Source organism: Erythrobacteraceae bacterium WH01K, assembly GCA_027941995.1.
Lineage (GTDB): Bacteria > Pseudomonadota > Alphaproteobacteria > Sphingomonadales > Sphingomonadaceae > CAJXSN01.
In genome coordinates this window covers 1-21,202 of sequence record CP115966.1, presented here as the reverse complement: position 1 = coordinate 21,202, position 21,202 = coordinate 1, and the positions used below count along the sequence as shown (strand labels likewise).

Sequence of the window (21,202 nt, the reverse complement as noted above, 5' to 3'; positions counted from 1 at the left end):
GTCACTGGGATACGTTATCCTCGATGGATTGCTGGTATGACTGCAAGCGGTCAATGACCAACCGCACAGAGTCACTATTAACGCATTCCTGAGTTTCCTGTAGGGCATCGACTTCATCCTTAATCCTTCGTGTTCGTTCATCTATCTCCCTCGTGGTCTCTGCGTTATCGTCAACCGCATCGAGGACCGTTTGAACATGGTCTAATTCCTCGTTGGCTGTCTTGAGTTGCGCTTCAAGCTCTGTTGCACGTTCCTGTGCTGCATCATAACGGGACCAACCCATGAAGATGGCAGCTAGGGCGAAGGCGGTAGCAATTAGGGCTGCGGCGAACTTGTGAGGGATAGTAGGCATGTACCTACTTAGTGCTGAGTTGGAACGGAGGTTGAGCAGTCGCCCCTAGATAGGGAAACGTCCTCCGCCCCTGACTAGTTAGCCTGTGATGGCTTGCATCGTGTAGGCCGCGAAATCTCGCTGGCACTGCTCTAACGTGTAAATGGTCTTTCCATCCGCAATGTTGGCTATCTCCGACCACATTCGCCAAAAATGAGGTTCGCCGTATAGGTCGTCAAGCGGCGCTAGGGGATGGTATGCGTAGGTCATACCTACTTGCGCTGGTTCCCCGAAGTGTACGTCAAACCATATGACCGCGTTATCGTCCTCGGCTGTCTTTTTATGGGTCTCTAAGTAGCGGTTGCCGTATTCGACTACCCGCATAAGCAAGGATTGGTCGGGTACTCGTACAGGGCTTCTCCGGGCATCAGAGAGTATGTCTCGGTTCAGGTCTGCGTTGAACTGCTTTAGATGTCGTATTTCCAAGTTCATCTGGTATGCTCCTCGCTTTGGGAGCCAGAACATCGAGCGCCGGATGGATATTAAATCAAGCAAGAAGTGGATAGACAATCTCTGTCTAGTGACCGCCGCCCTCTTCAGCTATTACACGGTCATGTGGCCCATGCCGGAGTGGTGGGCCTATATCGTGATTTGGGTTGCGCTGTTTATCAGTGCCAACATTCCCTACTATTCGCACTCATTCCGTTCGACTGCAATTTTCGCAACGGTTGGTTTCGTGCTAATGCAACTAATCTTCCGTGGATTCCGTTGGATGATAGAAGCCTATCTAAGATAGCAGCCCTGCGGTTTTCACTCATGGAGAAGGCAGAGCAATGCCCTGCCTTTCCGCTTGCGTTGGATTAACGCTTTAGGGTGTATTGCTCACCGCGTACTGTAACGATGAAGTGGTCGTCGAAGCGTTGGTATTCAACATTGGTGTCACCGAAGGGAATGTTACCGCTTTTGGTATTCCAGTGCTGGGGGTCAGTATCAGCGTGGGCGGAAAACTGTTCCAAGATATCTTCTACGGTCTGCATTGCTATCTACTCCTGTTTGCTAGAAGTACGGTAGCGTCTGCTTCCTAGGTTACGACCGAAGACTTACCTTTTCCTGCGGGTGTAGGTTCTTGGCGGACGTAGTACGTCTGTCGGTATCTTGGTTATGCCCATTCTTTGTAGCTTAGCGATACGAGCGTTCAGTGTATCAAGTGGTATCGCGGCTTGGATGGCCCATTCCTTAGGCAACATCGTTCTCGTGCCAATCGTTACAGGAATGGAGTTTCTTGGGTACTGGTTGAACGCCATGCTCCAACCTGAGCGGGAAGGGGGAGGGGCTGCTCCTATGAGTTGAAGGTAATTCCATCCCTTATTCGCCCTGTACCTAAACCCGCCTACGCTGCAATTGAGTTCTTTTGCCCATGCCTGAGCGCTTTCGGTTCTTCCGTCGAATGTGTAATTTCGCCTTACGTAGGTTCTGTTTTTCTTACTGCGGTTTTTTGCTTGGACTGCTCTCGTCGCCCAGCGGCAGTTTTCCGGTGTGTATGGACCGTCATTGTCAATTCTATCTAAGCTATAATCGGGGCCGGGCTTGGTGCCCATATCCTCTACGAAATGCTGAAAGCTCTTTCGCCAGCGTTCGCAGACTGTGATGCCTCTTTTTCCGTACCATTCGAATCCGGGGTTGTTAGGATTGTGGCACCTGTGACGCATCGCGTTCCAACTGTTCCACTCGCTTCTCGAATTCTTTGATGTATATGTTACCATATACATACTTATTCAAAGTAGGTAATACCGCGACATTAAGGGGTCGAAGCCACCCTATTTGAATCTATATGATATGCCTGTTCACCAACGCACAAAGGCAACAGGTTTGCCTTTGTGCACACTGGTAGCCAATAGGCTTTGTCGGCCCTTTGTGAGCCCTCAGCGGGCGTCTAAGAAACTAATTGCTCTTGCTATGTAGCCTGTACACCAAAGCAGGAAGCACACTGAGAACGCGCCGCTAGCAGTGAGCGCGACATTCCACCAAAAAGCGATAGCTTCGAGTTTTTGGAGTTCAGCATAGCTGCCCGAAGAGGCATAGGTTCCTGTCTCACCATTCATTGCGAGGATGCCGACCACCATCACTAGGAATGATGAGACCATTCCCCATTTGCCGATTGTGAGCGGCTCCTTACCAGTGGGTCTCTCGTCGGCCTCATCTACGAACGGAGCGATATTAACGCATTGATGCTCACGCATTTCTTCGGGCGTTCCAACAACCTTGCATTCAGCACATTGTATCATTCTTGACCCCCCTTGGTCACTCAGTCGCCAGCAATGACCTTCGCTTTGGCTTCCGCATATTCGGCATCTGTGAGAACACCTGCTGCATGGAGGTCAGCGAGCTCAGCAAGCTCGTCCGCTAGGCTTGGTCCTTCCTTGATGATGACTGGCGTTGGGTCTGCTTCGGCTGGTTCTTCAAAGGGGGCTGGTGGGAGCATGGGAATGGTCTTGTTGCACTGCGAATTCACAAGACCCAGCGAGCTATTTGCTTTGTCCATGTCCGCGAATACAGGGAGGCCGGCCTCAGTCACTACGGCGACGAAAGCCGTTTGGCCCACATAGCCTCCCATGCGGTTCTTAGCGTTGACATAGCCGCAGGTGATGAAGCCCGTATGTGTTCCGGCAATCCAAGATTTCCATTCACCAAATACGAAGCCGTAGGGCATCTCGATGATGGCTGAGCTAGGGTCGATTAGCCTGTTGCGGATTGCCTGCCTCGCTGCCTCGCTGAGCAATGCATGGTCAGGCTTCACTGAATCCCAAACTGCTCCGTCATCCCAAGATTGTACCGTGGACAGAAGGTCAGCGTAGACGGCACCGGAGAGATTGAACCTAGCATTTCGGAGCGACTTAGCTGCCTCTTCTCGCAATGATGTTGCAATGTCAGCTGAGCTTATCACATCTCTTGCCAAACCATCCGTCCATTGACGGATGGGATAATCGTCCCGCTTTCTCGAGACTGAGGCGCAGCGAATTTTCAAGTTCACCGCATAGCGGTCTGTTAGCCCTTCCAGCGCGTCGATGCAGTCATACCAGTCCTTCTTTCCTGCGTAGTCCAACGCGTCGAGAATTCTGGTCTGCTCATCGGCTAGATTGCCGCATAACATCTGCGTCGATGCTGGAACGCCGTCGCGCTCATACGTTACCGGGACGTAGCCGCCGACCTGAGCCTCAGCGAAAGCATTCGTGATTGCAGGAATGTCTGCGTCAGTCACATCCACGCTGTTGACGGACGTCAAGCGGTCACCCGGCTGTAAGTCACCCGCGCCAGTCAGGACCAAGCCATCGCCGAATGTAATACCTACATAGCATCGGTCCACTGGCCAGCCCGCATTCCTATATTCCTTCGCCTCGAACCGTGCTGCATCCCGCAAGTCTTCATCGGGCCCAGCTAATGCGGGAGATGATGAGACGGCTAAAGCCAAGGCGAGAACGGATGTTAGTGGTGTCAGTTTAGCTTTCATGGTTCGTCCCTGTTGCATGAAATGGAGTGTTACGTGTCGATGGATGTCTGAGCTGCCCAATCCTTTGCGTTCTCACCGCCGTCAAGTTCGGCAAAATATTCGCCTCCGACACTGCCATCGCTCTGAATAGTCAATAGCGCGCCGAACCCAAGGATGGCAGTATCGCGATTTACGAAGCAAGCCATCGAGGTGATAGTTTGGCGGAAGATTGAATTGACCTTCACCCGCGTTTCAAATTCGTCGATGGAGGAACGTAGCGCAGCTACGGCCTGAGCGTGTTCTTTTGGTGTGGCCTCGCTGGACTGAAGGGCTAGTCGTTCGGTAAGCTCTTGTAGCCTTTGTTTGCAATTGTTTCTTTTCACTTCGAGTGACGAAATGGCCTCTTCGACAGCTTCGCTCCCTGTGCGGCTGAGGCTATCGACGAGATTGGTCAAGCGCGCATCATAGTCGTCGAATTCGCGCTGCGCTTCGGCGGTTTCTTTCCGAAGTTTGACGAGGGCAGATTGTCGGTCATCCAATTTGCCGCGCGTGGCCATGTGGAGGAAGTTGTCTAGCACGAGAGGTTCGAGGAATTCGTATCGGACCTTGGTGTTGTTCTCGCAGCCCCGCCCACGGTTTGCGTTGTCGCACACGAGATAGCTTTCGGATTGGCGCAGCCGATACTCCATTGGTTTTCCGCTGCCCGTATTCGTTTTCTTCAACGCGCCTTTCTTGGCTTTGATGATGTAGGACATGGTGCTGCCGCAGTGCGCGCATTTGGCGATGCCGCTGAATAAGTTCGCCTGCGTTCGGCCTCGCCTGCCTCCTGCGTTTACTCGCTTGCTGCGAGCGTTCTGGACGGAATTGAAGAGGTCAGCCGAGATCGCTTGCGGGTAATAGTCTAGGATTGCTTCGCCCACTGGCTTCCCAGCCCTATCCTCGCGTGAGCGTTTCTTCGGCTGATACTCGCCTATCGCGGCGCGGTTTTGCAGGAGGCGTTTGATGTAGCTCGGTTGCCATCCGTTACCTGCACTGCTCCAAGATTCCTCGTCTCGTTCATTCAACCGCTTCGCTGTTGCATTTGCCCCGAGTCCGTCAGCCGACCACTGGAACATCTCTTCGAGGACGGAAGCGCGATATGGGTTGAGGGACATGAGCTTCGATTCCGGGTCAACGTCAATCCACGCTGGAACCCTAGAAGTCATCGCCTTCCGTTCACCCGCTTGGGCTTTTTCACGTTTGATGCGCCAAGCTTCCGCGATGCGGACGCTTTTCTTCTCGCTTTCCTCGCGCGCGACATCACCCTTGATGACGACTTCCATGACCTGAGAAAGTTCGACACGTTTATGCGCTGCAAAGGTGCGCTCGCCATCGACCACAGCGACCGTCACGCCTTGCTGTGTCATGGTTTTGAGGAAGTCATAAACCTCGTCCCAGCCCGCACGGCTGATCCGGTCCAAGTGCTCAACGACGAGGACATGGCCATTGTCATACAGCCCAGCTTCCGCGTCTTGCTCAAACTGCCAAAGCATTCCGCCCTGGGCGCGGTTCATGCCGTGATATGCTGACTTGCCCTCGTCGTGAATTTCGCGGTCCGGTGAGTGTTCCCAGCCGTGTCTGGCGCACATGGCGCGACATAGTTCAAGTTGGCGCGGGATGCCTGACCCTTTGGTCTGTTCTCGCGTTGAAATTCTGCAATAAATTGTGGCCGGTATGGACATATGTGCTCCTATACAGGGTGTTCTGTAATAGGTGCAACATGCAGCAGGTTGTGTCCGCCCGCTGCGGCAATCTCCAGCGCGCGCTTGGCCGTTTCCTGCCCCTTCACCCGCTTCAGGTCCGGGCCGCGATCGGCCTCTGCCACAACGCCCTTCTCCGGCTCCGGCAGCTGCATCGTGCCTTTCAGGTGGTTGAGCAGCGCGGTCAGGTCGGGGGCTGCCGTAACGGGAACATCGCTGGCCCAGCGCGCTTCCGTCCCCTGTCCGGCAGGGCAGATGAGGCCGAGCTGCGCGTGGTTTGCGTGGATCGCCGCCAGCAGCACGCCGGGGCTGGCGACCACCCGGCCATCCAGTGCCAGTTCGCCGACCACGACGAAATCGGCCAGCTGCTCCCTGTCGGTGACGCCCATGGCCGATAGCAGGGCGAGCGCGATGGGGAGGTCGTAATGCGAGCCTTCCTTCGGCAGGTCGGCTGGGGAGAGATTGATGGTGATCCGCTTGGGCGGAAGGGCGAGGCCCATCGCCGCCAGCGCCGCCTGCACCCGTTCGCGGCTTTCGCCCACGGCCTTGTCCGGTAGGCCGACGACGGAAAAGCGGGGGAGGCCGGACGCGATCTGGCACTGAACCTCGACCTCGCGCGCTTCCAGCCCGAGATAGGCGACTGTCCTTACTAGTGCGACCACGTTTGCTTGCCCCATACAGATAGGCGGCCTGAATCCCCCTCGGATTTCAGGCCGTTGGGCGATCGAAGCGCCTTGAAACAGCATGGTTACGCGCGAAGCAACCATTATCGTTCGCCTTTACGCAAGACGGGGCCTTCATCCCGCTTTGCATGGCCCGCCTCTCGTCTGCCCTCATGACCCTCGTCCTCGCGATGTTCGCGTGCGTCGCCGCGCCCGCGGCCGCGCAGAACTACGTCGTGATCGAGACGATCGTGGAGGAGTGGGTCGTCGAGGAATGGGTCGAAGTCGGCGCCAGCCGCGCCACCCCCTTCCACGCGGCCCCTGCCATGCCGGAGGCGGTCGCCAGCTATGGCGCGTTCCGCGTGCTGGACGATCGGACCGCTGCGCTGGTGGGTGTGACCGGCACGGCCAGCCCGGCCAATTTCGCCGCCATGCTGGAAGATTATCCGCACCTCTCAACGCTGCGCCTCGTGGAATGCCCGGGCACGGACGATGACGTCGCGAACCTGGAACTGGGCCGGATGATTCGCGGTGCCGGTATCGCGACCCACGTTCCAGCCGGCGGTTCGGTGCGCTCGGGCGCGGTCGAGCTGTTCCTGTCCGGTGCTGCGCGCAGCATCGATGACGGTGCGGAATTTGCGGTTCACAGCTGGATGGACGATCTGGGGCGGGAAGCAGACGACTATGCCGCCAATGCCCCGATCCATGCCGAATATGTCGGCTTCTACCAGGAAATGGGATTTTCGGCAGAGGATGCGCGCGCCTTTTACGACATGACCAATTCCGTCCCGCACGATTCGGCCCGCTGGCTGACGGCGCAGGACATGCGCGGCTGGATCGGTCAAGGCTACGAAGCAGCCGGCGCGGACGCCGCCGTACAGGTGCCGAATGTTGCCGCTCCGCGGATTGCCTATCTTGACTTGGGGGCGCCGACCTTCTAATCGCGCGCTCCATACGGCGGTCGTCCGGTTGCGGGCGGCCCTTTTTATTCGCGCTGCATCTGCGGCGCATCATCACAGCTTGATTTTGAGGACTTCGCCATGAAGCGGACTTTCCAGCCCAGCAATCTCGTTCGCGCCCGCCGCCACGGCTTCTTCGCGCGCAAGGCGACCGTCGGTGGCCGCAAGGTCCTCCGCGCCCGTCGCAAGCGCGGCCGCAAGAAGCTGACCGCCTGATCTTTGCCGGCGCCCCGCGAAGGGGCGCGGTATTCTCGTGTGCAGGTCTCTCTGATGGCCTGCGCAGCGATTGACCGGCAGGTCGTGACGGGCTCCCTTTCGGGGGCCCGTTCGCGTATAGGAGCATCATGGAGCAGCCCAGTTCCTCCGAATCCCTCGCTCCGATGCGCAAGCGATCCGATTTCCTCGCGGCGAATCGCGGGCTGCGCGTTGCGCGCCCCGGCTTCGTGCTGCTGGCAAACCCCAATGGCGGCCCGGCCGGGGGGAAGGGCAAGAGGTTCGGCATCACCGTCACGAAGAAGGTCGGCAACGCCGTCATCCGCAACCGGATGAAGCGGCGGTTCCGCGAATTGCTGCGCGATGCGCTTCCGCAGGAGGGGCTGCCCGATCACGACCATGTCCTGATCGGCCGTGATGCCGGTATCGAAAGGGATTTCGCGGCCTTGCGGGCAGAGCTTTCCGCCGCTCTCGAAAGGGCACGCGAAGGCAAGTCCGACCCACGCCGAGGCCGCCGCCCGAAAAGGGGCGCGCGCGGCGACAAGCCGTCGCAGGCAGGCAAGTCCCGCAAATGAAACGCATTCTGATCCTTGTAGCGCGCGCATGGCAGATCGGCCCGAGCCGGGTGCTGCCGCCTTCGTGCCGGTATCAGCCGAGCTGTTCCGCCTACGCCATAGAGGCGCTGGAAAAGCATGGGGCGATCAGGGGTGGATGGATGGCCTTCAAGCGTATAATGCGCTGCCACCCATGGGGCGGGCACGGATACGATCCCGTGCCATGACGGCTCCCGACAATCACACTTCGCGCCATTGCGGCCAGCACAACGGATAATCGTTCCCTTGGACAATAATCGCAATCTGTTCTTCGCCGTTCTGCTCTGCGCCCTGCTCCTTTTCGGCTGGGATGCCGCGGTCAATTACCTCTATCCGCAGCCCGAGACCCCGGTCGAAGCGGTGGCGAACAAAGAGCGGGCCGCCGGCAATGCGGCGATCGATACCGGCAATGCCGCACCGGCCGGGCCGGTCGACCTGGCAGAGGCGCTGGCCAGCCCCCAGCGCATCCGGATCGATGCGCCCCGCGTCGAGGGATCGATCAATCTCGTCGGCGCGCGCATCGACGATATCGAGCTGAAGGATCACCGCGCGACCGTCGACGATGACAGCGGCCCGGTCCAGCTGTTCGCGCCGCAGGGAACGGCGGGCCAGCATTTTGCCCAGTTCGGCTGGGTCGGCGAAGGGGCCAGCCTGCCCGATGCGAATACGGTGTGGCAGGCCGACGGCGACACGCTTTCTGCCGGAAGCCCGGTCACCCTGTCCTATGACAACGGCGAGGGTCAGCAATTCCGCATCGCGCTCTCGATCGACGAAAACTACATGATCACGGCGCAGCAGACGGTTGCCAATACGGGGTCGGGGCCGATCGTTGCCCGTCCCTTCGCCACCGTCACGCGGACCGATGCCCTGGCCAGCCTCGATACGTGGCTGGCGCATTCGGGCCCGATGGGCGTGTTCGGCGACAGTGCCGATTACGGCCCGGACTACGAAGACCTGGCCGAAGAAGGTGTCGTCAATCCGGAAGGCGGGACGACCCGCTGGATCGGCTTTTCCGACATCTACTGGCTGAGCGCGCTCGTCCCGCAAAGCGGCTCCAATCCCGACGGCGCCTTCCGTGCGCTGGACGATACGACCTTCCGCGCAGACGTGATCTACCAGCCCGCGACGATCGGCGCAGGGCGCCAGGTTACCCGCACCACGCAGCTGTTTGCAGGCGCAAAGGAAAGCGCGGTCCTGGACGCCTATGAAGACGGCGGGATCGAGAAGTTCGGCCTTGCCATCGACTGGGGCTGGTTCCGCTGGTTCGAGAAGCCGCTGCTATGGCTGCTGCGCACCCTGTTCGAGGCGGTCGGCAATTTCGGTGTCGCGATCATCCTGCTGACGGTCATCGTGCGCGGCCTGATGTTCCCCATCGCGCAGAAGGGCTTTGCAAGCATGGCCGCGATGAAGGCCATCCAGCCGAAGATGAAGGTGCTGCAGGAACGCTACAAGGACGACAAGCAGCGCCAGCAGCAGGAAATGAGCAAGCTGTTCAAGGACGAGGGCGTCAACCCGCTCGCCGGGTGCCTGCCCATGCTGCTGCAGATCCCGGTCTTCTTCGCGCTCTACAAGGTCCTGATCCTGGCGATCGAGATGCGACATCAACCCTTTGCCCTGTGGATCGAAGATCTTTCCGCGCCTGACCCGGCGATGATCCTGAACCTGTTCGGCCTGCTGCCGTTCACGCCGCCCAGCTTCCTCGGCATCGGCGTGCTGGCCGTCCTGCTCGGCTTCACCATGTGGCTGACCTTCCAGCTCAACCCAGTGACCGACCCCGTTCAGCGCCAGATCTTCAACATCATGCCGTGGGTGCTGATGTTCGTGATGGCACCGTTCGCCGCCGGCCTGCTGCTGTACTGGAACACGTCGAACATCCTGACGCTGGCGCAGCAGAAATATCTCTATTCCAAGCATCCGCAGCTGCGGGCCGCGGTGGAAAAGGAGAGGGCCGAGAAAGAGCGCGACGCGGCAAGGGCGAAAGAAGAGAAGGCGTGATCGGCTCCCCTGAAACGCCGGAGGAAAAGGCCGCCGCGAGGCTGTTTTCCGGGCGCGTCGATTTCCTTCTTTCCGCCCCGCAGCTTAAATTCCTGCCCGATCCGACCGTGCCGGAAATCGCGTTTTGCGGACGAAGCAATGTCGGCAAATCGTCGCTGCTGAACGCGCTGACCGGGCGCAAGGCGATTGCCCGTGCCTCGGTCACGCCGGGCCGGACGCAGGAACTCAATTTCTTCGAAGTCGGCGAGCCGCTGCAATTCCGCCTCGTCGACATGCCCGGATACGGTTTTGCAAAAGCGCCGGTGGCGGTGGTCGACAAGTGGAAGAAGCTGGTCCGCACCTATCTTCGCGGCCGCGCCGTGCTGGCGCGCACGCTGGTGCTGGTCGATGCGCGCCACGGGCTGAAAGACGTCGACCGCGACATGATGAAGATGCTGGACGAAGCGGCGGTGGGTTACCGCGTCGTGCTGACCAAGGCGGACAAGATCAAGGCCAGCGCGCTGGAGGCAACCGCGGCCAGGGTGGCCGAAGAAGCGAAGAAGCATCCCGCCGCCTTCCCCGAGCTGCACATTACCAGCGCCGAAAAAGGCATGGGGATCGCCGCCCTGAGAGCGGCCGTGGTGGCAGATGCGGTGTGATCGGGCGCGAATGAAAATTGCAGGACAGACCGCTTTGGCGATGGTGGGCATGCTCGCGCTGGCGGCTTGTTCGCCGCTCAAGACCTTCAATGCCGTCATCCCGAAGGACGGGGCTTCCCGGCAGGTTGCCGAAGCCATATCCTATGGCAGCGAAGAACGGCAGAAGCTCGATATCTTCACGCCGGATGCCGATGCGCCCGAAGCCGGTGGAGCGCGCCCCGTTGTCGTGTTCTTCTACGGCGGAAGCTGGAACAGCGGGACGCGTACCGGCTATGATTTCTTGGGCCGGGCCCTGGCCGCCCGCGGTTTCGTGACGCTGGTTCCCGACTATCGGCTGGTCCCCGACGTGCGCTATCCTGCATTCGTGGAGGATGGTGCCGCTTCTGTCCGGTGGGTGCGCGAGCATGTCGCGCAATATGGCGGAGATCCCGACCGGATCGTTCTCATCGGTCATTCCGCAGGTGCCTATATCGCGGCGATGCTGGCGCTGGACGAGCGGTGGCTGGGCTCCGATCGCGCCGCTATCGATGGCTGGGTGGGCCTTGCCGGACCTTATGACTTTGCGCCTTTCGAGGGCGAGGTGACGCAGGCTGCGTTCGGCAACTGGCCCGAACCGGCGGAAACACAGCCCATCACCTGGGCAGGCGCAGGCGACCCGCGCACCTTGCTGCTGACAGGGGCAGACGATACCACGGTCGAGCCGCGCAACAGCCGCCAGCTTGCCGAAAAACTTCGCGCGGGCGGGACCCCTGCAGAGGTGAAAATCTACCCGGACGTGGGCCATGTCGGCATTATCACATCCATCGCAAAACCGCTGCGCGGCAATTCTCCGGCGCTTGAGGATATCGCAGCCTTCGTCGACCCGGCCGGCCCTTGATCCGTTCAGTATCGACACTTGCATTCTGAACAGCTAGCCCGCCTGTTGCACGTCAATCTGGTGGGACCGGCACATGAAGCTGATTATCGGCAACAAGAATTATTCCAACTGGAGCCTGCGGGCCTGGCTGGCCGCCAGGCAGTCCGGCCTTTCCTTCGAAGAGATACTGGTCCCGATGTTCGGTGAGCAGTGGGAACAGGCAAAGTCGGATGACCAGGCGCTGGCCGCGAGCCATGGCAAGGTGCCCATCCTCTGGGACGATGACGCGGTTGTCTGGGACAGTCTCGCCATTTTGGAATATCTCGCCGACAAGGTGGGGCGCGACCGGTTCTGGCCGAAGGACGACGCCGCGCGCGGCATGGCCCGTGCCATGGTCGCGGAAATGCATTCCGGCTATGCCTCGCTCAGGGCGGAATGTCCGATGAATATCCGCAAGCGGTTCGAAGGCGTGCAGATTTCCGAGCAGACGCGGCAGGACGTCGTGCGCATCCTTGGCCTGTGGGCAGAGGCGCGGGCGCGTTTCGGGCAGGGCGGGCCCTATCTCTTCGGCACGTTCGGCGCTGCCGACATCTATTTCGCGCCGGTCGTCAGCCGGTTCCTGACCTATGGCTTCAAGCTGCCCGGCTTCGCGCAAGGCTACATGGAAGCGATGTGGGAACATGAATGGCTGCAGGCTTGGATCGCCGCAGCCGAGGACGAGGAATGGGTCATCGAGAGATCGGAATGGACCGCGGCGGGCGGGGAATGATGCGTTTTCTGACTGTTGTGGCGAGCGTCATGCTCGCGTTTCAGGCAGCGCCGGCGATGGCCTGGGGCTTCTTCGCGCACACCGTTACCGGCGACATCGCGCTCGCCAATATCCGCCCCGATACGCGCGCTGCGATCGACCGCCTCTACGCCGCCGAGCCGCAGATCGGCACGCCCGACTGCCCGCTGTCGACGATGGCCGAAGCGACCGTCTGGCCCGATTGCGTGCGGCGCGAGGGCTGGCGGTGGGGCTACACAGCCGGTTGGCATTACCAGACCGAGCCGGTGACGCAGGACTATGATGTGCGCAAGAACTGCTCGGGCGGCAATTGCGTCAGCGCGCAGGTGACCCGCAATCACCGCATCCTCGCCGACGAGAGCTTGCCCGACAATGTCCGGCTGGAAGCGCTCGCCTTTATGGTCCACTTCGCAGGCGACATCCACATGCCGCTGCATTCCGGCGATTGGGACGATCGCGGTGGCAACGACCGGGTGGTCGATTACGGCATCGTCCCGGAGCTCAACCTGCACTGGATCTGGGACGGCCCGCTGGCCGAGCGCGCGATCACCAGCGCCCGCCCCTCGCTGGTGCGTCGGTATGGCGCGGCGGAGCTTGCCGAACTGGCAGGCGGCGGTCCGGCCGATTGGGGCCGCGAGAGCTGGCAGATCAGCCGCAGCTTCATCTACCGCCAGGCTTACGACTGCAATCCGTGCGACGGCAGCTTTCCCGAGCGCACGGCCTTGTCGCAGGAAGCCATCGCCGAAGCGGTTCCCGTAGCTGAGCGTCGTGTGACGCAGGCAGGGCTCAGGATCGCACAGTTGCTCGACAGCGCGATGGCCCCGGGCCCCTTGCCGCAGGAGGACGGCGCATGAGCGATGCGCTGGACTATGCGAAGCGGCTGATGGCCGCGCCCAGCGTGACACCCGCCACAGGTGAGGTATTCGACGCGATGCAGGCCATGCTCGAACCGCTGGGCTTCGAGGTTCACCGCTTTACGCGCGGAGAAGGCGAGGAGGGCACGCCCGAAGCACCGGTCGAGAACCTGTTCGCCATCCGCCGCGGCCCCGATGGGTCGAGGCATATCGCCTTTGCCGGGCACCTTGATGTCGTCCCGCCGGGCAATGGCTGGCACAGCGATGCATTCGAGCCGGAAGTGCGCGGAGACCTGCTTTACGGGCGCGGCGCGGTCGACATGAAAGGCGCGATCGCCGCGATGGTCGCAGCCGCCGCGGATGTCGAGGCGGACGCAGGCACGATCAGCTTCATCATCACCGGGGACGAGGAAGGGCCCGCGCTCCACGGGACGCGCGCTCTCATCGAATATATGGAGCAGGCCGGGGAGAAACCGGACCTGTGCCTCGTCGGCGAACCCACCAGCGTCAACCGGCTTGGCGACATGATGAAGATCGGCCGGCGCGGATCGGTCAATATCTGGCTCGAGGTCGAGGGCAGCCAGGGCCATGTCGCCTATCCGCACCTGGCCGACAATCCCATTCCCAAGCTGGTCGCCATGCTGGCGGACCTGGACGCGTTCGTGCTCGACGAGGGGACCGACTGGTTCCAGCCGAGCAATCTCGAGATTACCGACCTCGAAGTCGGCAATGCCGCGCACAATGTCATCCCCGCCCGCGCCGAGGCCCGCATTTCCATCCGCTTCAACGACCGGCATTCGGGCGCATCCCTTTCCGAGAAGGTCATGGCGATTGCCCGCAAGCATGGCGGCATGGCGAAACCGATCATCTCGGGCGAGCCCTTCCTGACGCCGCCGGGCGAATTTTCAGACATCATCGCGGCTGCCGTGGAAGCCGAAACGGGCCTCGTGCCGGAGGCGTCGACCACGGGCGGCACGTCCGATGCCCGGTTCCTGCGCGCGGTCTGCCCCGTCATCGAATTCGGCCTGGTCAATGCAACCATGCACAAGACCGACGAGGCGGTGGCGTTGCAGGACCTCGATACGCTAAGCCGCATCTATGCACGGGTCGCAAGGGCGGCTCTTACCGACTGATCGGTCCGAGGGGGGCCACCACCTATGCTTCGTACCTGGTTTGCAATCCCGCTGTGGCAGCGCGTCGTCGCCGCCCTGATCCTGGGCATCCTGACCGGCTGGGCGTGGGGGCCGGAGGCGGAAAGCATCAAGTGGATCGGCGACTTCTTCATCAAGTCGATCAAGATGCTTGTCGTCCCGCTCATCTTCTTCAGCCTGGTGGCGGGCGTCGCGGCGATCGGCGACCTCAGGAAACTGGGCTCCGTGGGGGGCCGGGCGATGCTGCTGTTCGTGGTGACGGGGCAGATCGCGGTGTGGCTGGGCCTCGGCATGGGAACCGTCCTTGCGCCCGGCGCGGGAGTCGATACCAGCGCGATCGAGAAAGGCGCGACGCCGGAACCGAACGAGACGACGGCGGTCGACATGGTCCTGTCGATCATCCCCGAAAGCCCGGTTCAGGTCATGGCGGACGCACAGGTCCTGCCGCTGATCGTCTTCGCCCTGCTGATCGGCATCGGCATCCTGATGGCGGAAAAGGACGGGGAGCCGGTCAAGCGCATCTTCGACAGCGGCGCGATCATCATGCAGAAGGTCACGCTGATCGTGATGGAGCTGACGCCCTTCGGCGTATTCGCCCTGATGGCATGGGTCGCAGGCACGCTTGGCTTCGATGCACTTGCCGCCCTGGCGCAGCTCGTCGCGCTGAATTACGCAGGCTGCCTGATCATCATCTTTGTCATGTATTCGGCGATGATCAAGTTCCTCGCCCGCCTGCCGGTGCGCGATTTTTTCCGCGGGATCGTGGATGCAATGGCCGTCAGCTATTCCACCGCCAGTTCCAACGCGACCCTGCCCGTGACGCTGCGCTGCACCCAGCGCAACCTGGGCGTCAGCCCGTCCGTGTCGAGCTTCGTCGTGTCGCTGGGTGCGACGATCAACATGAACGGCACCGCGATGTATCTGGGCCTCGCCACGCTGTTCGGCGCGCAGATTTTCGGCGTGGACCTGAGCTGGGGCGATTATTTCCTGATCTCGATCCTCGCCACTCTGGCCGCCATCGGCGCCGCCGGTATTCCGGGCGCTGGCCTCATTATGATGGCGCTGGTGTTCGGCGCAGTAGGCGTGCCGCTGGAAACCATCGCCTTCGTAGCCGGCGTCGACCGGATCATGGACATGATGCGCACTACGACGAATGTCAGCGGGGATGCGGCCATCGCCACGACCGTTGCCGTTATGACGGGCGAGATCGACCGCGAGGAAATGATTTCCGCCGACGACGTGTAGGCGGCAGCCTGCGTCAGGCCGGGTCGTCCCGGACGAGTTCCACCGGTACGAACTCGCCGAGGCCGCAGCCGACCCCGCGCTGGATGCCGCCGCCGATGCTTTCCAGCGGATAGATAAATTCCGGGCTGCAAAGCCGCCCGCCGCGAATGTCGTAGGAAATCGAGCGTTCGAACCCCAGTCGCGGGCAGCGATTAAGCAGCGTGTTGCGGTAGATATCGCCGCCCGTCACCTCGAAGTCGATCGTCCGGTCGTCATGCACCACGGTCGAACGGATCCGGCTGGCGCTGAGGCAACCGACCGGCTCTCCCACCACGCGCGCAGCCGGGGCATCGCTGACGAAGCTGTCCGTATCGGCGTAGGCGTTGCAGCCCGCAAGGCCCGTCACCGCAAACAGCGAAGCGGCGAAGCGCGCCATGGGTCGGGCGAGGGCGGGGACGGTGCGAACGGGCATGGGCGAGCTCCTGTCGTGCAGGATACGCGGCGCAGCGCAGCGCGGCATTTCAGCCTGCCTTCTTCGAACCCTTCGCCCGGGCCGGCGGTTCCATGACCTTCTTGCGGAAGCTGCACAGGTCGATGACCGGGCAGCGCCAGCATTCGGGCGTGCGCGCCTTGCAGACATAGCGGCCATGCAGGATCAGCCAGTGATGCGCGTGCAGGCGAAAGGGCTGAGGAACCCGCTTGTCCAGCTTCGTCTCGACCTGTTCCGGCGTCTTCCCCTTGGCGAGGCCCGTGCGGTTGCCGACGCGCAGTATGTGGGTGTCGACGGCAAAGGTTTCCTGTTTGAACCAGCAATTGAGGACGACATTCGCCGTCTTGCGCCCCACACCGGGCAGGCGGACGAGATCGTCGCGTGTGTCCGGAACCTCGCCGCCATATTCGCCGACCAGCATCCGGCTCATCGCGATGACATTGGTCGCCTTGGAATTGAACAGGCCGATGGTCTTGATGTGCTCCTTGAGGCCAGCCTCGCCCAGATCCAGCATCTGCTGCGGCGTTTCGACAGCGGCGAACAGGGCGCGCGTCGCCTTGTTCACGCCGACATCGGTTGCCTGCGCCGACAGGGCGACAGCGACGACCAGCTGGTAGCAATTGCCGTATTCCAGCTCGGTCTCGGGCGAGGGATTGTCCTCCGCCAGCCGCCGGAAGAATTCGAAGATCTGATCCTTGGTCACAGATGTTTTCTCCTGCGCCATTCCTTCACGACCAGTCGCTGGAACGGCAGGCTGGCGACCAGCCACACCGCGCTCCAGATGACGAGGGGCATGGCATGGGTCGTCCACATTCCCGCACCGCGCAGCAGCCACAGCCAGAGCGCGGCCAGCGCCACCAGCATCGCGCCCGTCGCAATTCCGCCCCCGACATGGCGCATCCGGCGCTTCGCGATCATCCAGTATCCCACCGGCAGGAGCAGCAGGGACGCCGCGGCGACAAGGATGGGGAGCATGAATGGGCGCGGGTCGTCCCGCATGGCCATGCCGTACCCGATGATGGTCAGCAGGATGACGAGGAACAGGCCGGACAGGACGGCAAAGCCCTTCACAGCCCCAATACTTCGTTCATCGAATATCGCCCGGCCTCGCGCCCGATCAGCCACTGCGCACCGCGCACCGCGCCGCGAGCGAAGATGCTGCGGTCCTCTGCCATGTGCGACAGGGTGATGCGCTCCTGCTCTCCTGCAAGGATCACCGAATGATCGCCTGCCACCGTGCCGCCGCGCAGGGCCGCAAAGCCGATGGCGCTTTCGCCCCGGGCACCGGTATGGCCGTCGCGCCCGCTTTCGGTGTGGGCGGCGAGGTCGATGCGGCGGCCCCGCGCAGCCGCTTCGCCCAGGAGAAGCGCCGTGCCCGACGGGGCATCGACCTTCATCCGGTGATGCATCTCCACGATCTCGATATCCCATTCCGGCCCCAGCCTGCGCGCGGCATCCTGCACCAGATGCGCCAGCAGCGTCACGCCGAGCGAGGTGTTGCCCGTCTGCAGCACGGGAATGGCCCGCGCCGCGTCCTCGATGGCCTGGTGATGCGCCTCTTCCAGCCCCGTCGTGCCGATCAGGATGGGGATGCTCGCATCCTTCGCAGCCTGCAAATTGCGTTGCAGCGCGGCCGGGGCGGAAAAGTCGACCAGCGCATCGCTTTTGGCGGCGAGGGCACCCGGATCGTCGCCATGGTCGATGCCGCCCGCGGCGGTAAGGTCGGGCGATGCCTCCAGCACGTCGGCGATCGCCGCCCCCATGCGTCCCTTGCTGCCGATAATGCCGATGCGTGCCATTGCGCCCCTCGCCGCTAACCTGTCTGATAGGGCCATGGCAGACATTCGCAGCATCGTCATCCTGACAGGCGCAGGAATTTCCGCGGAGAGCGGCATCGATACGTTTCGGGACGCGGGCGGCCTGTGGGAGCAGCACCGCGTGGAGGACGTGGCAACCCCCGAAGGGTTCGGGCGTGATCCCGCTCTCGTCCAGCGGTTTTACGACATGCGCCGGGCCGCCGTGCAGCAGGTAGAGCCGAACGCGGCGCACTATGCCCTGGCGAAGCTGGAGCGGGAGTTTCCTGGCAAGCTTCTCCTCGTGACCCAGAATGTCGACGACCTGCACGAGCGTGCCGGCGCTTCTCCGCTGTATATGCATGGCGAACTGCTCAGCGCCCTGTGCGCTGCTTGCGGGGCGCGCCATGCATGGACCGGGCCCCTTGCCGATGGTCCGGCCTGTCCGGCCTGCGGGACACCGGCCCTGCGGCCCGATGTCGTGTGGTTCGGCGAAATGCCCTATCAGATGGAACGTATCTATGCCGCGCTTGCGGGATGCGACCTGTTCGTCAGCATCGGCACATCGGGCGCCGTCTACCCCGCCGCCGGCTTCGTGCAGGAAGCGAAGATGGGCGGGGCGAAGACGCTGGAGCTGAATCTCGAGCCGAGCGAGGGCTCGCACTGGTTCGATGAGTCGCGCCACGGCAAGGCGGGCGAACTGGTGCCGGAGTGGGTGGGGAAGATTCTTGCTGCGTAAATCGCGGGATATGAGGTGGTTAGATGCTATTGACGATTAGCGGTCCTCGCCCACCATTGCGCGTTATGGTCAAACTCTCCGCCTTCTTATCCGGCGCCCTGATGCTGAGCGGATGCACCGAATTTGATTAGCCGATCTCTTTCGATCCCGGGCCGGTAACAGGTTGCTACGTTGCACCTGAGGCACCGTCTTTTAGCATTCAAAGTTCCGGCCTTCGCAGTTTTTGGCTGACGCTGGACCGGTCATCGGGTGGCGTTCGCGCCGGATGGGATTGTACGAATCTACGAGCGGACATCGAGAGGCGTCTGCTGACTGGACGTCCGCAACCACGTCGCTAGCTGTTATTCCCGCTACATCCTCTGCAAGCGGGATCTTTAGCGATTGTCAGCGTCCGCATCCCCGGTTTCATGCCGTCCATCAGGTGCAGCTTGCCCCATTGCGGGTCTCCGAACGCAGCCTTGCGCTCCAGTAACACCCGCACGGCCTGCATCGCGGCGAAGCTGCCGGTCCAGCCGACCATTGCGCCTAAGATACCGTCTTCGGCGCAGGTGTCGCAGTCTTCGGCGTCGAAGGCATCGCCGACGAAGCAGCGGTAGCAGGGCTGGTCGGCCAAGTGACCGGCAAAGGCGCCAACCTGTCCCTGGAAGCGGCCTACGGCGGCTGACAGCAGCGGCACGCCCACCGCAACGCAGGCATCGGAGATCGCCAGCCGCGTGGCGAAATTGTCTGTACCGTCGATAACGAGGTCCGCGCCGGACACCAGTTCGCGCGCATTGCCGCTATCGATCCGCACGTCCTCGATACGCACCTGCAACTCGCGGTCGAAATTGGCGGCCCAGCGCCGGGCGGAGACGGCCTTTCCGTGGCCGATATCGCGCTCCGTATAGATCGTCTGGCGTTGCAGATTGCTCGCCTCGACCTCGCCGTCGTCCAGCAGGGTGAAGCGCCCGATCCCGGCCCCGGCGAGATATTGCAGGACCGGCGCGCCGATCCCGCCGAGCCCGGCCAGCACGACATGCGCCGATGCCAGGGCCGCCTGACCGGCTCCGCCGATTTCCGGCAGGACGATATGGCGGGCGAAACGCTCGGCTCGGGCCGGAGACAAGGGTTGTGACGAGGGCTGTGATAGGGGCTGTGACAAGCTCATGGCAAAGGCTGGTGACAGCCTGTGTGCAGCTTGTCGAGAACTCAGCTTTCCAGTTGGCGCAGCAGGCTGCGCACGTCGCCGTCCATGTCGGCATCGCGCTCGCGCAGGTCCTCGATCAGGCGCACGGCGTGGATGACCGTGGAATGGTCACGGCCGCCGAACTTGCGGCCGATCTCGGGATAGCTGCGCGGGGTCAGGCACTTGGAAAGATACATCGCCACCTGACGCGGCCGCACGACGGCGCGGGCGCGGCGCTTGCTCGACATCTCGCTGCGGTCGATGCGGTAGAACTGGCAGACCGTGCGCTGGATCTCGTCGATCGTGATCCGCCGGCGGTTGGCGGACAGGATATCGGTCAGCTGCTCTTCGGCCAGTTGCAGGGAGACGACCTGGCCCGTCAGCTGCGCATAGGCGATCAGCTTGTTGAGGCCGCCGACCAGCTCGCGGACATTGCGCGTGATGGTCCGGGCGAGGAAGTCGATCACGTCTTCCGGCACGTTGAGTGGGGCAAAGCGGGTCAGCTTGCTTTCGAGGATCTTCTTGCGCAGCTCGATATCGGCGGGGGCAATGTCGGCGACGAGGCCCATCGACAGGCGGCTGAGCAGACGCGGTTCCACCCCGTCCAGCGCCTGGGGTGCGCGGTCGGCGGCGAAGACCAGCCGCTTGCCCTCGGCCAGCAGGGCGTCGATCGTGTAGAGCAGCTCTTCCTGCGCCGAGGCCTTGCCGATGATGAACTGGATGTCGTCGACCAGCAGCAGGTCGAAGCTGCGCAGGCGGGCCTTGAACTCGATCGTCTGGTTCGATTTCAGCGCCTGGACGAATTCGACCATGAACCGTTCGGCGCTGCAATAGAAGATGCGGGCGCGCGGATGGCTGGCGAGGTACTGGTGGCCGATGGCGTGCAGCAGGTGCGTCTTGCCCTGTCCGGTCGCCGCTTTCAGGTAAAGCGGGCTGAATTGCGGCGTTTCGACCGCAGCCATACGCTGCGCGGCATTATAGCCGAGAATGTTGGTCTCGCCCGTCACGAAGGCTGCCAGCGTCAGCGAAGGGTCGAGACCGACGGAGCTGGTGAAGCCCGACTGGCCGATAGTGCCGGCCCCTGCCAGCATGGACCCGATGTCGAGCCCGTCATTGGCCGGGCGGCGGCCGTCGCCCACCGGCAGGTCGGCCAGCTTCTGGCGTCCGGGGTGAACCTGGATCTTCACGCTGCGAATCTCGCTGCGGGCGATTTTCCATGCCAGCGTCAGGCGATCGGCAAAGCGGTCGTTAACCCAGTTCGCGCTGAACTCGGTCGGCAGATAAAGATCGAGAACGCCGGTTTCGGGATCGATGCCGCCAAGCTGGATCGGCTTGATCCACTGGCTGTAAAGCTGGTGGCCCAGATCCTTGCGCAGGCCCTGGCTGATGTCGGACCAGTCGGCAGCGAGATTGATCGCGTCCTGGTCTTCCGGCGCATCGCCCTTGCGCCTTGCTGCACCGTTGCCATTGCCGTTCGCCATTACGCACACCTCTTCCGCCGCCGGAATCACGATGATCCGGCGCAT

Annotated in this window: 23 protein-coding genes and 1 pseudogene; 12 read left to right on the top strand and 12 right to left on the bottom strand. The window is 62.0% G+C overall.

Translation table 11 applies throughout. The features are described 5' to 3' along the window. Position 1: 1 nt before the first annotated feature. From PF049_00120 to PF049_00095, 6 genes and pseudogenes are all read right to left on the bottom strand, one after another. A complete protein-coding gene (locus PF049_00120; protein WBY16614.1) occupies positions 2 to 352 on the bottom strand; it encodes a hypothetical protein in 351 nt (116 codons plus the stop codon). Between the two features lie 839 nt (positions 353 to 1,191). Beyond that, positions 1,192 to 1,368, bottom strand: coding sequence for a hypothetical protein (locus PF049_00115; protein ID WBY16613.1), 177 nt, complete (start codon positions 1,366 to 1,368; stop codon positions 1,192 to 1,194). An 885-nt stretch (positions 1,369 to 2,253) separates the two neighbouring features. After that, positions 2,254 to 2,616: a hypothetical protein gene (locus PF049_00110; GenBank protein ID WBY16612.1), complete on the bottom strand. Its 363-nt coding sequence runs from the start codon at positions 2,614 to 2,616 to the stop codon at positions 2,254 to 2,256. Between the two features lie 20 nt (positions 2,617 to 2,636). Then, entirely contained in the window at positions 2,637 to 3,839 is a 1,203-nt protein-coding gene (locus PF049_00105; protein WBY16611.1) for an SHOCT domain-containing protein, read from the bottom strand. A gap of 29 nt (positions 3,840 to 3,868) precedes the next feature. Continuing rightward, positions 3,869 to 5,539 carry a recombinase family protein gene (locus PF049_00100; GenBank protein ID WBY16610.1) on the bottom strand — a complete coding sequence of 557 codons (1,671 nt, stop codon included), beginning with the start codon at positions 5,537 to 5,539 and terminating at the stop codon, positions 3,869 to 3,871. Positions 5,540 to 5,580: 41 nt separating this feature from the next. Next, positions 5,581 to 6,219 (bottom strand): annotated as a pseudogene (locus PF049_00095) (magnesium chelatase domain-containing protein). A gap of 173 nt (positions 6,220 to 6,392) precedes the next feature. Here PF049_00095 and PF049_00090 point away from each other — a divergent pair. The 11 genes from PF049_00090 (at position 6,393) to PF049_00040 (ending at position 15,510) form a co-directional block, all read left to right on the top strand. Next, positions 6,393 to 7,160: an alpha/beta hydrolase gene (locus PF049_00090; GenBank protein WBY16609.1), complete on the top strand. Its 768-nt coding sequence runs from the start codon at positions 6,393 to 6,395 to the stop codon at positions 7,158 to 7,160. Positions 7,161 to 7,259: 99 nt separating this feature from the next. Then, the gene (rpmH, locus tag PF049_00085) at positions 7,260 to 7,394 is read left to right on the top strand and encodes a 50S ribosomal protein L34 (GenBank protein ID WBY16608.1); all 135 of its coding nucleotides are present in this window, start codon (positions 7,260 to 7,262) and stop codon (positions 7,392 to 7,394) included. Positions 7,395 to 7,558: 164 nt separating this feature from the next. Then, positions 7,559 to 7,966: a ribonuclease P protein component gene (gene rnpA, locus PF049_00080; GenBank protein WBY16607.1), complete on the top strand. Its 408-nt coding sequence runs from the start codon at positions 7,559 to 7,561 to the stop codon at positions 7,964 to 7,966. After that, entirely contained in the window at positions 7,963 to 8,172 is a 210-nt protein-coding gene (gene yidD / locus PF049_00075) for a membrane protein insertion efficiency factor YidD (protein WBY16606.1), read from the top strand. Before rnpA ends, yidD begins: the two co-directional genes overlap by 4 nt. 58 nt (positions 8,173 to 8,230) lie before the next feature. After that, on the top strand, positions 8,231 to 9,979 hold the full coding sequence (gene yidC, locus PF049_00070; GenBank protein WBY16605.1) for a membrane protein insertase YidC: 1,749 nt from the start codon (positions 8,231 to 8,233) through the stop codon (positions 9,977 to 9,979). Continuing rightward, positions 9,976 to 10,617, top strand: coding sequence for a ribosome biogenesis GTP-binding protein YihA/YsxC (gene yihA / locus PF049_00065; GenBank protein ID WBY16604.1), 642 nt, complete (start codon positions 9,976 to 9,978; stop codon positions 10,615 to 10,617). The genes yidC and yihA overlap by 4 nt, the downstream gene beginning before the upstream one ends. 40 nt (positions 10,618 to 10,657) lie before the next feature. After that, entirely contained in the window at positions 10,658 to 11,494 is an 837-nt protein-coding gene (locus tag PF049_00060) for an alpha/beta hydrolase (protein WBY16603.1), read from the top strand. A gap of 73 nt (positions 11,495 to 11,567) precedes the next feature. Then, positions 11,568 to 12,242 (top strand): glutathione S-transferase family protein, encoded by a 675-nt coding sequence (locus tag PF049_00055; GenBank protein WBY16602.1) that lies wholly within the window; start codon positions 11,568 to 11,570, stop codon positions 12,240 to 12,242. Further along, the gene (locus PF049_00050) at positions 12,239 to 13,114 is read left to right on the top strand and encodes a S1/P1 nuclease (GenBank protein ID WBY16601.1); all 876 of its coding nucleotides are present in this window, start codon (positions 12,239 to 12,241) and stop codon (positions 13,112 to 13,114) included. The genes PF049_00055 and PF049_00050 overlap by 4 nt, the downstream gene beginning before the upstream one ends. Further along, positions 13,111 to 14,247 (top strand): succinyl-diaminopimelate desuccinylase, encoded by a 1,137-nt coding sequence (dapE, locus tag PF049_00045; GenBank protein WBY16600.1) that lies wholly within the window; start codon positions 13,111 to 13,113, stop codon positions 14,245 to 14,247. Before PF049_00050 ends, dapE begins: the two co-directional genes overlap by 4 nt. A gap of 24 nt (positions 14,248 to 14,271) precedes the next feature. Next, positions 14,272 to 15,510 carry a dicarboxylate/amino acid:cation symporter gene (locus PF049_00040; protein WBY16599.1) on the top strand — a complete coding sequence of 413 codons (1,239 nt, stop codon included), beginning with the start codon at positions 14,272 to 14,274 and terminating at the stop codon, positions 15,508 to 15,510. A 13-nt stretch (positions 15,511 to 15,523) separates the two neighbouring features. Here the strand turns inward: PF049_00040 and PF049_00035 are convergent, their stop codons facing one another. Genes PF049_00035 through dapB form a run of 4 tightly spaced genes read right to left on the bottom strand, consistent with a single transcriptional unit; the run spans position 15,524 to position 17,778 of the window. Continuing rightward, positions 15,524 to 15,961, bottom strand: coding sequence for a hypothetical protein (locus PF049_00035; GenBank protein WBY16598.1), 438 nt, complete (start codon positions 15,959 to 15,961; stop codon positions 15,524 to 15,526). A 49-nt stretch (positions 15,962 to 16,010) separates the two neighbouring features. Then, positions 16,011 to 16,682, bottom strand: coding sequence for an endonuclease III (gene nth / locus PF049_00030; GenBank protein ID WBY16597.1), 672 nt, complete (start codon positions 16,680 to 16,682; stop codon positions 16,011 to 16,013). Continuing rightward, the gene (locus tag PF049_00025; protein WBY16596.1) at positions 16,679 to 17,050 is read right to left on the bottom strand and encodes a hypothetical protein; all 372 of its coding nucleotides are present in this window, start codon (positions 17,048 to 17,050) and stop codon (positions 16,679 to 16,681) included. The genes nth and PF049_00025 overlap by 4 nt, the downstream gene beginning before the upstream one ends. Further along, positions 17,047 to 17,778, bottom strand: a complete 732-nt coding sequence (gene dapB, locus PF049_00020; GenBank protein ID WBY16595.1) for a 4-hydroxy-tetrahydrodipicolinate reductase — start codon at positions 17,776 to 17,778, stop codon at positions 17,047 to 17,049. The genes PF049_00025 and dapB overlap by 4 nt, the downstream gene beginning before the upstream one ends. Before the next feature lie 34 nt (positions 17,779 to 17,812). Here dapB and PF049_00015 point away from each other — a divergent pair, with 34 nt between their 5' ends. Then, positions 17,813 to 18,511: an NAD-dependent deacylase gene (locus tag PF049_00015; GenBank protein WBY16594.1), complete on the top strand. Its 699-nt coding sequence runs from the start codon at positions 17,813 to 17,815 to the stop codon at positions 18,509 to 18,511. Between the two features lie 334 nt (positions 18,512 to 18,845). Here PF049_00015 and PF049_00010 read toward each other — a convergent pair whose 3' ends face one another. Further along, complete coding sequence (locus PF049_00010) at positions 18,846 to 19,658, bottom strand: HesA/MoeB/ThiF family protein (protein WBY16593.1); 813 nt, start codon at positions 19,656 to 19,658, stop codon at positions 18,846 to 18,848. 41 nt (positions 19,659 to 19,699) lie between these two features. Beyond that, positions 19,700 to 21,157, bottom strand: coding sequence for a chromosomal replication initiator protein DnaA (gene dnaA / locus PF049_00005; protein WBY17936.1), 1,458 nt, complete (start codon positions 21,155 to 21,157; stop codon positions 19,700 to 19,702). Positions 21,158 to 21,202: the final 45 nt, after the last annotated feature.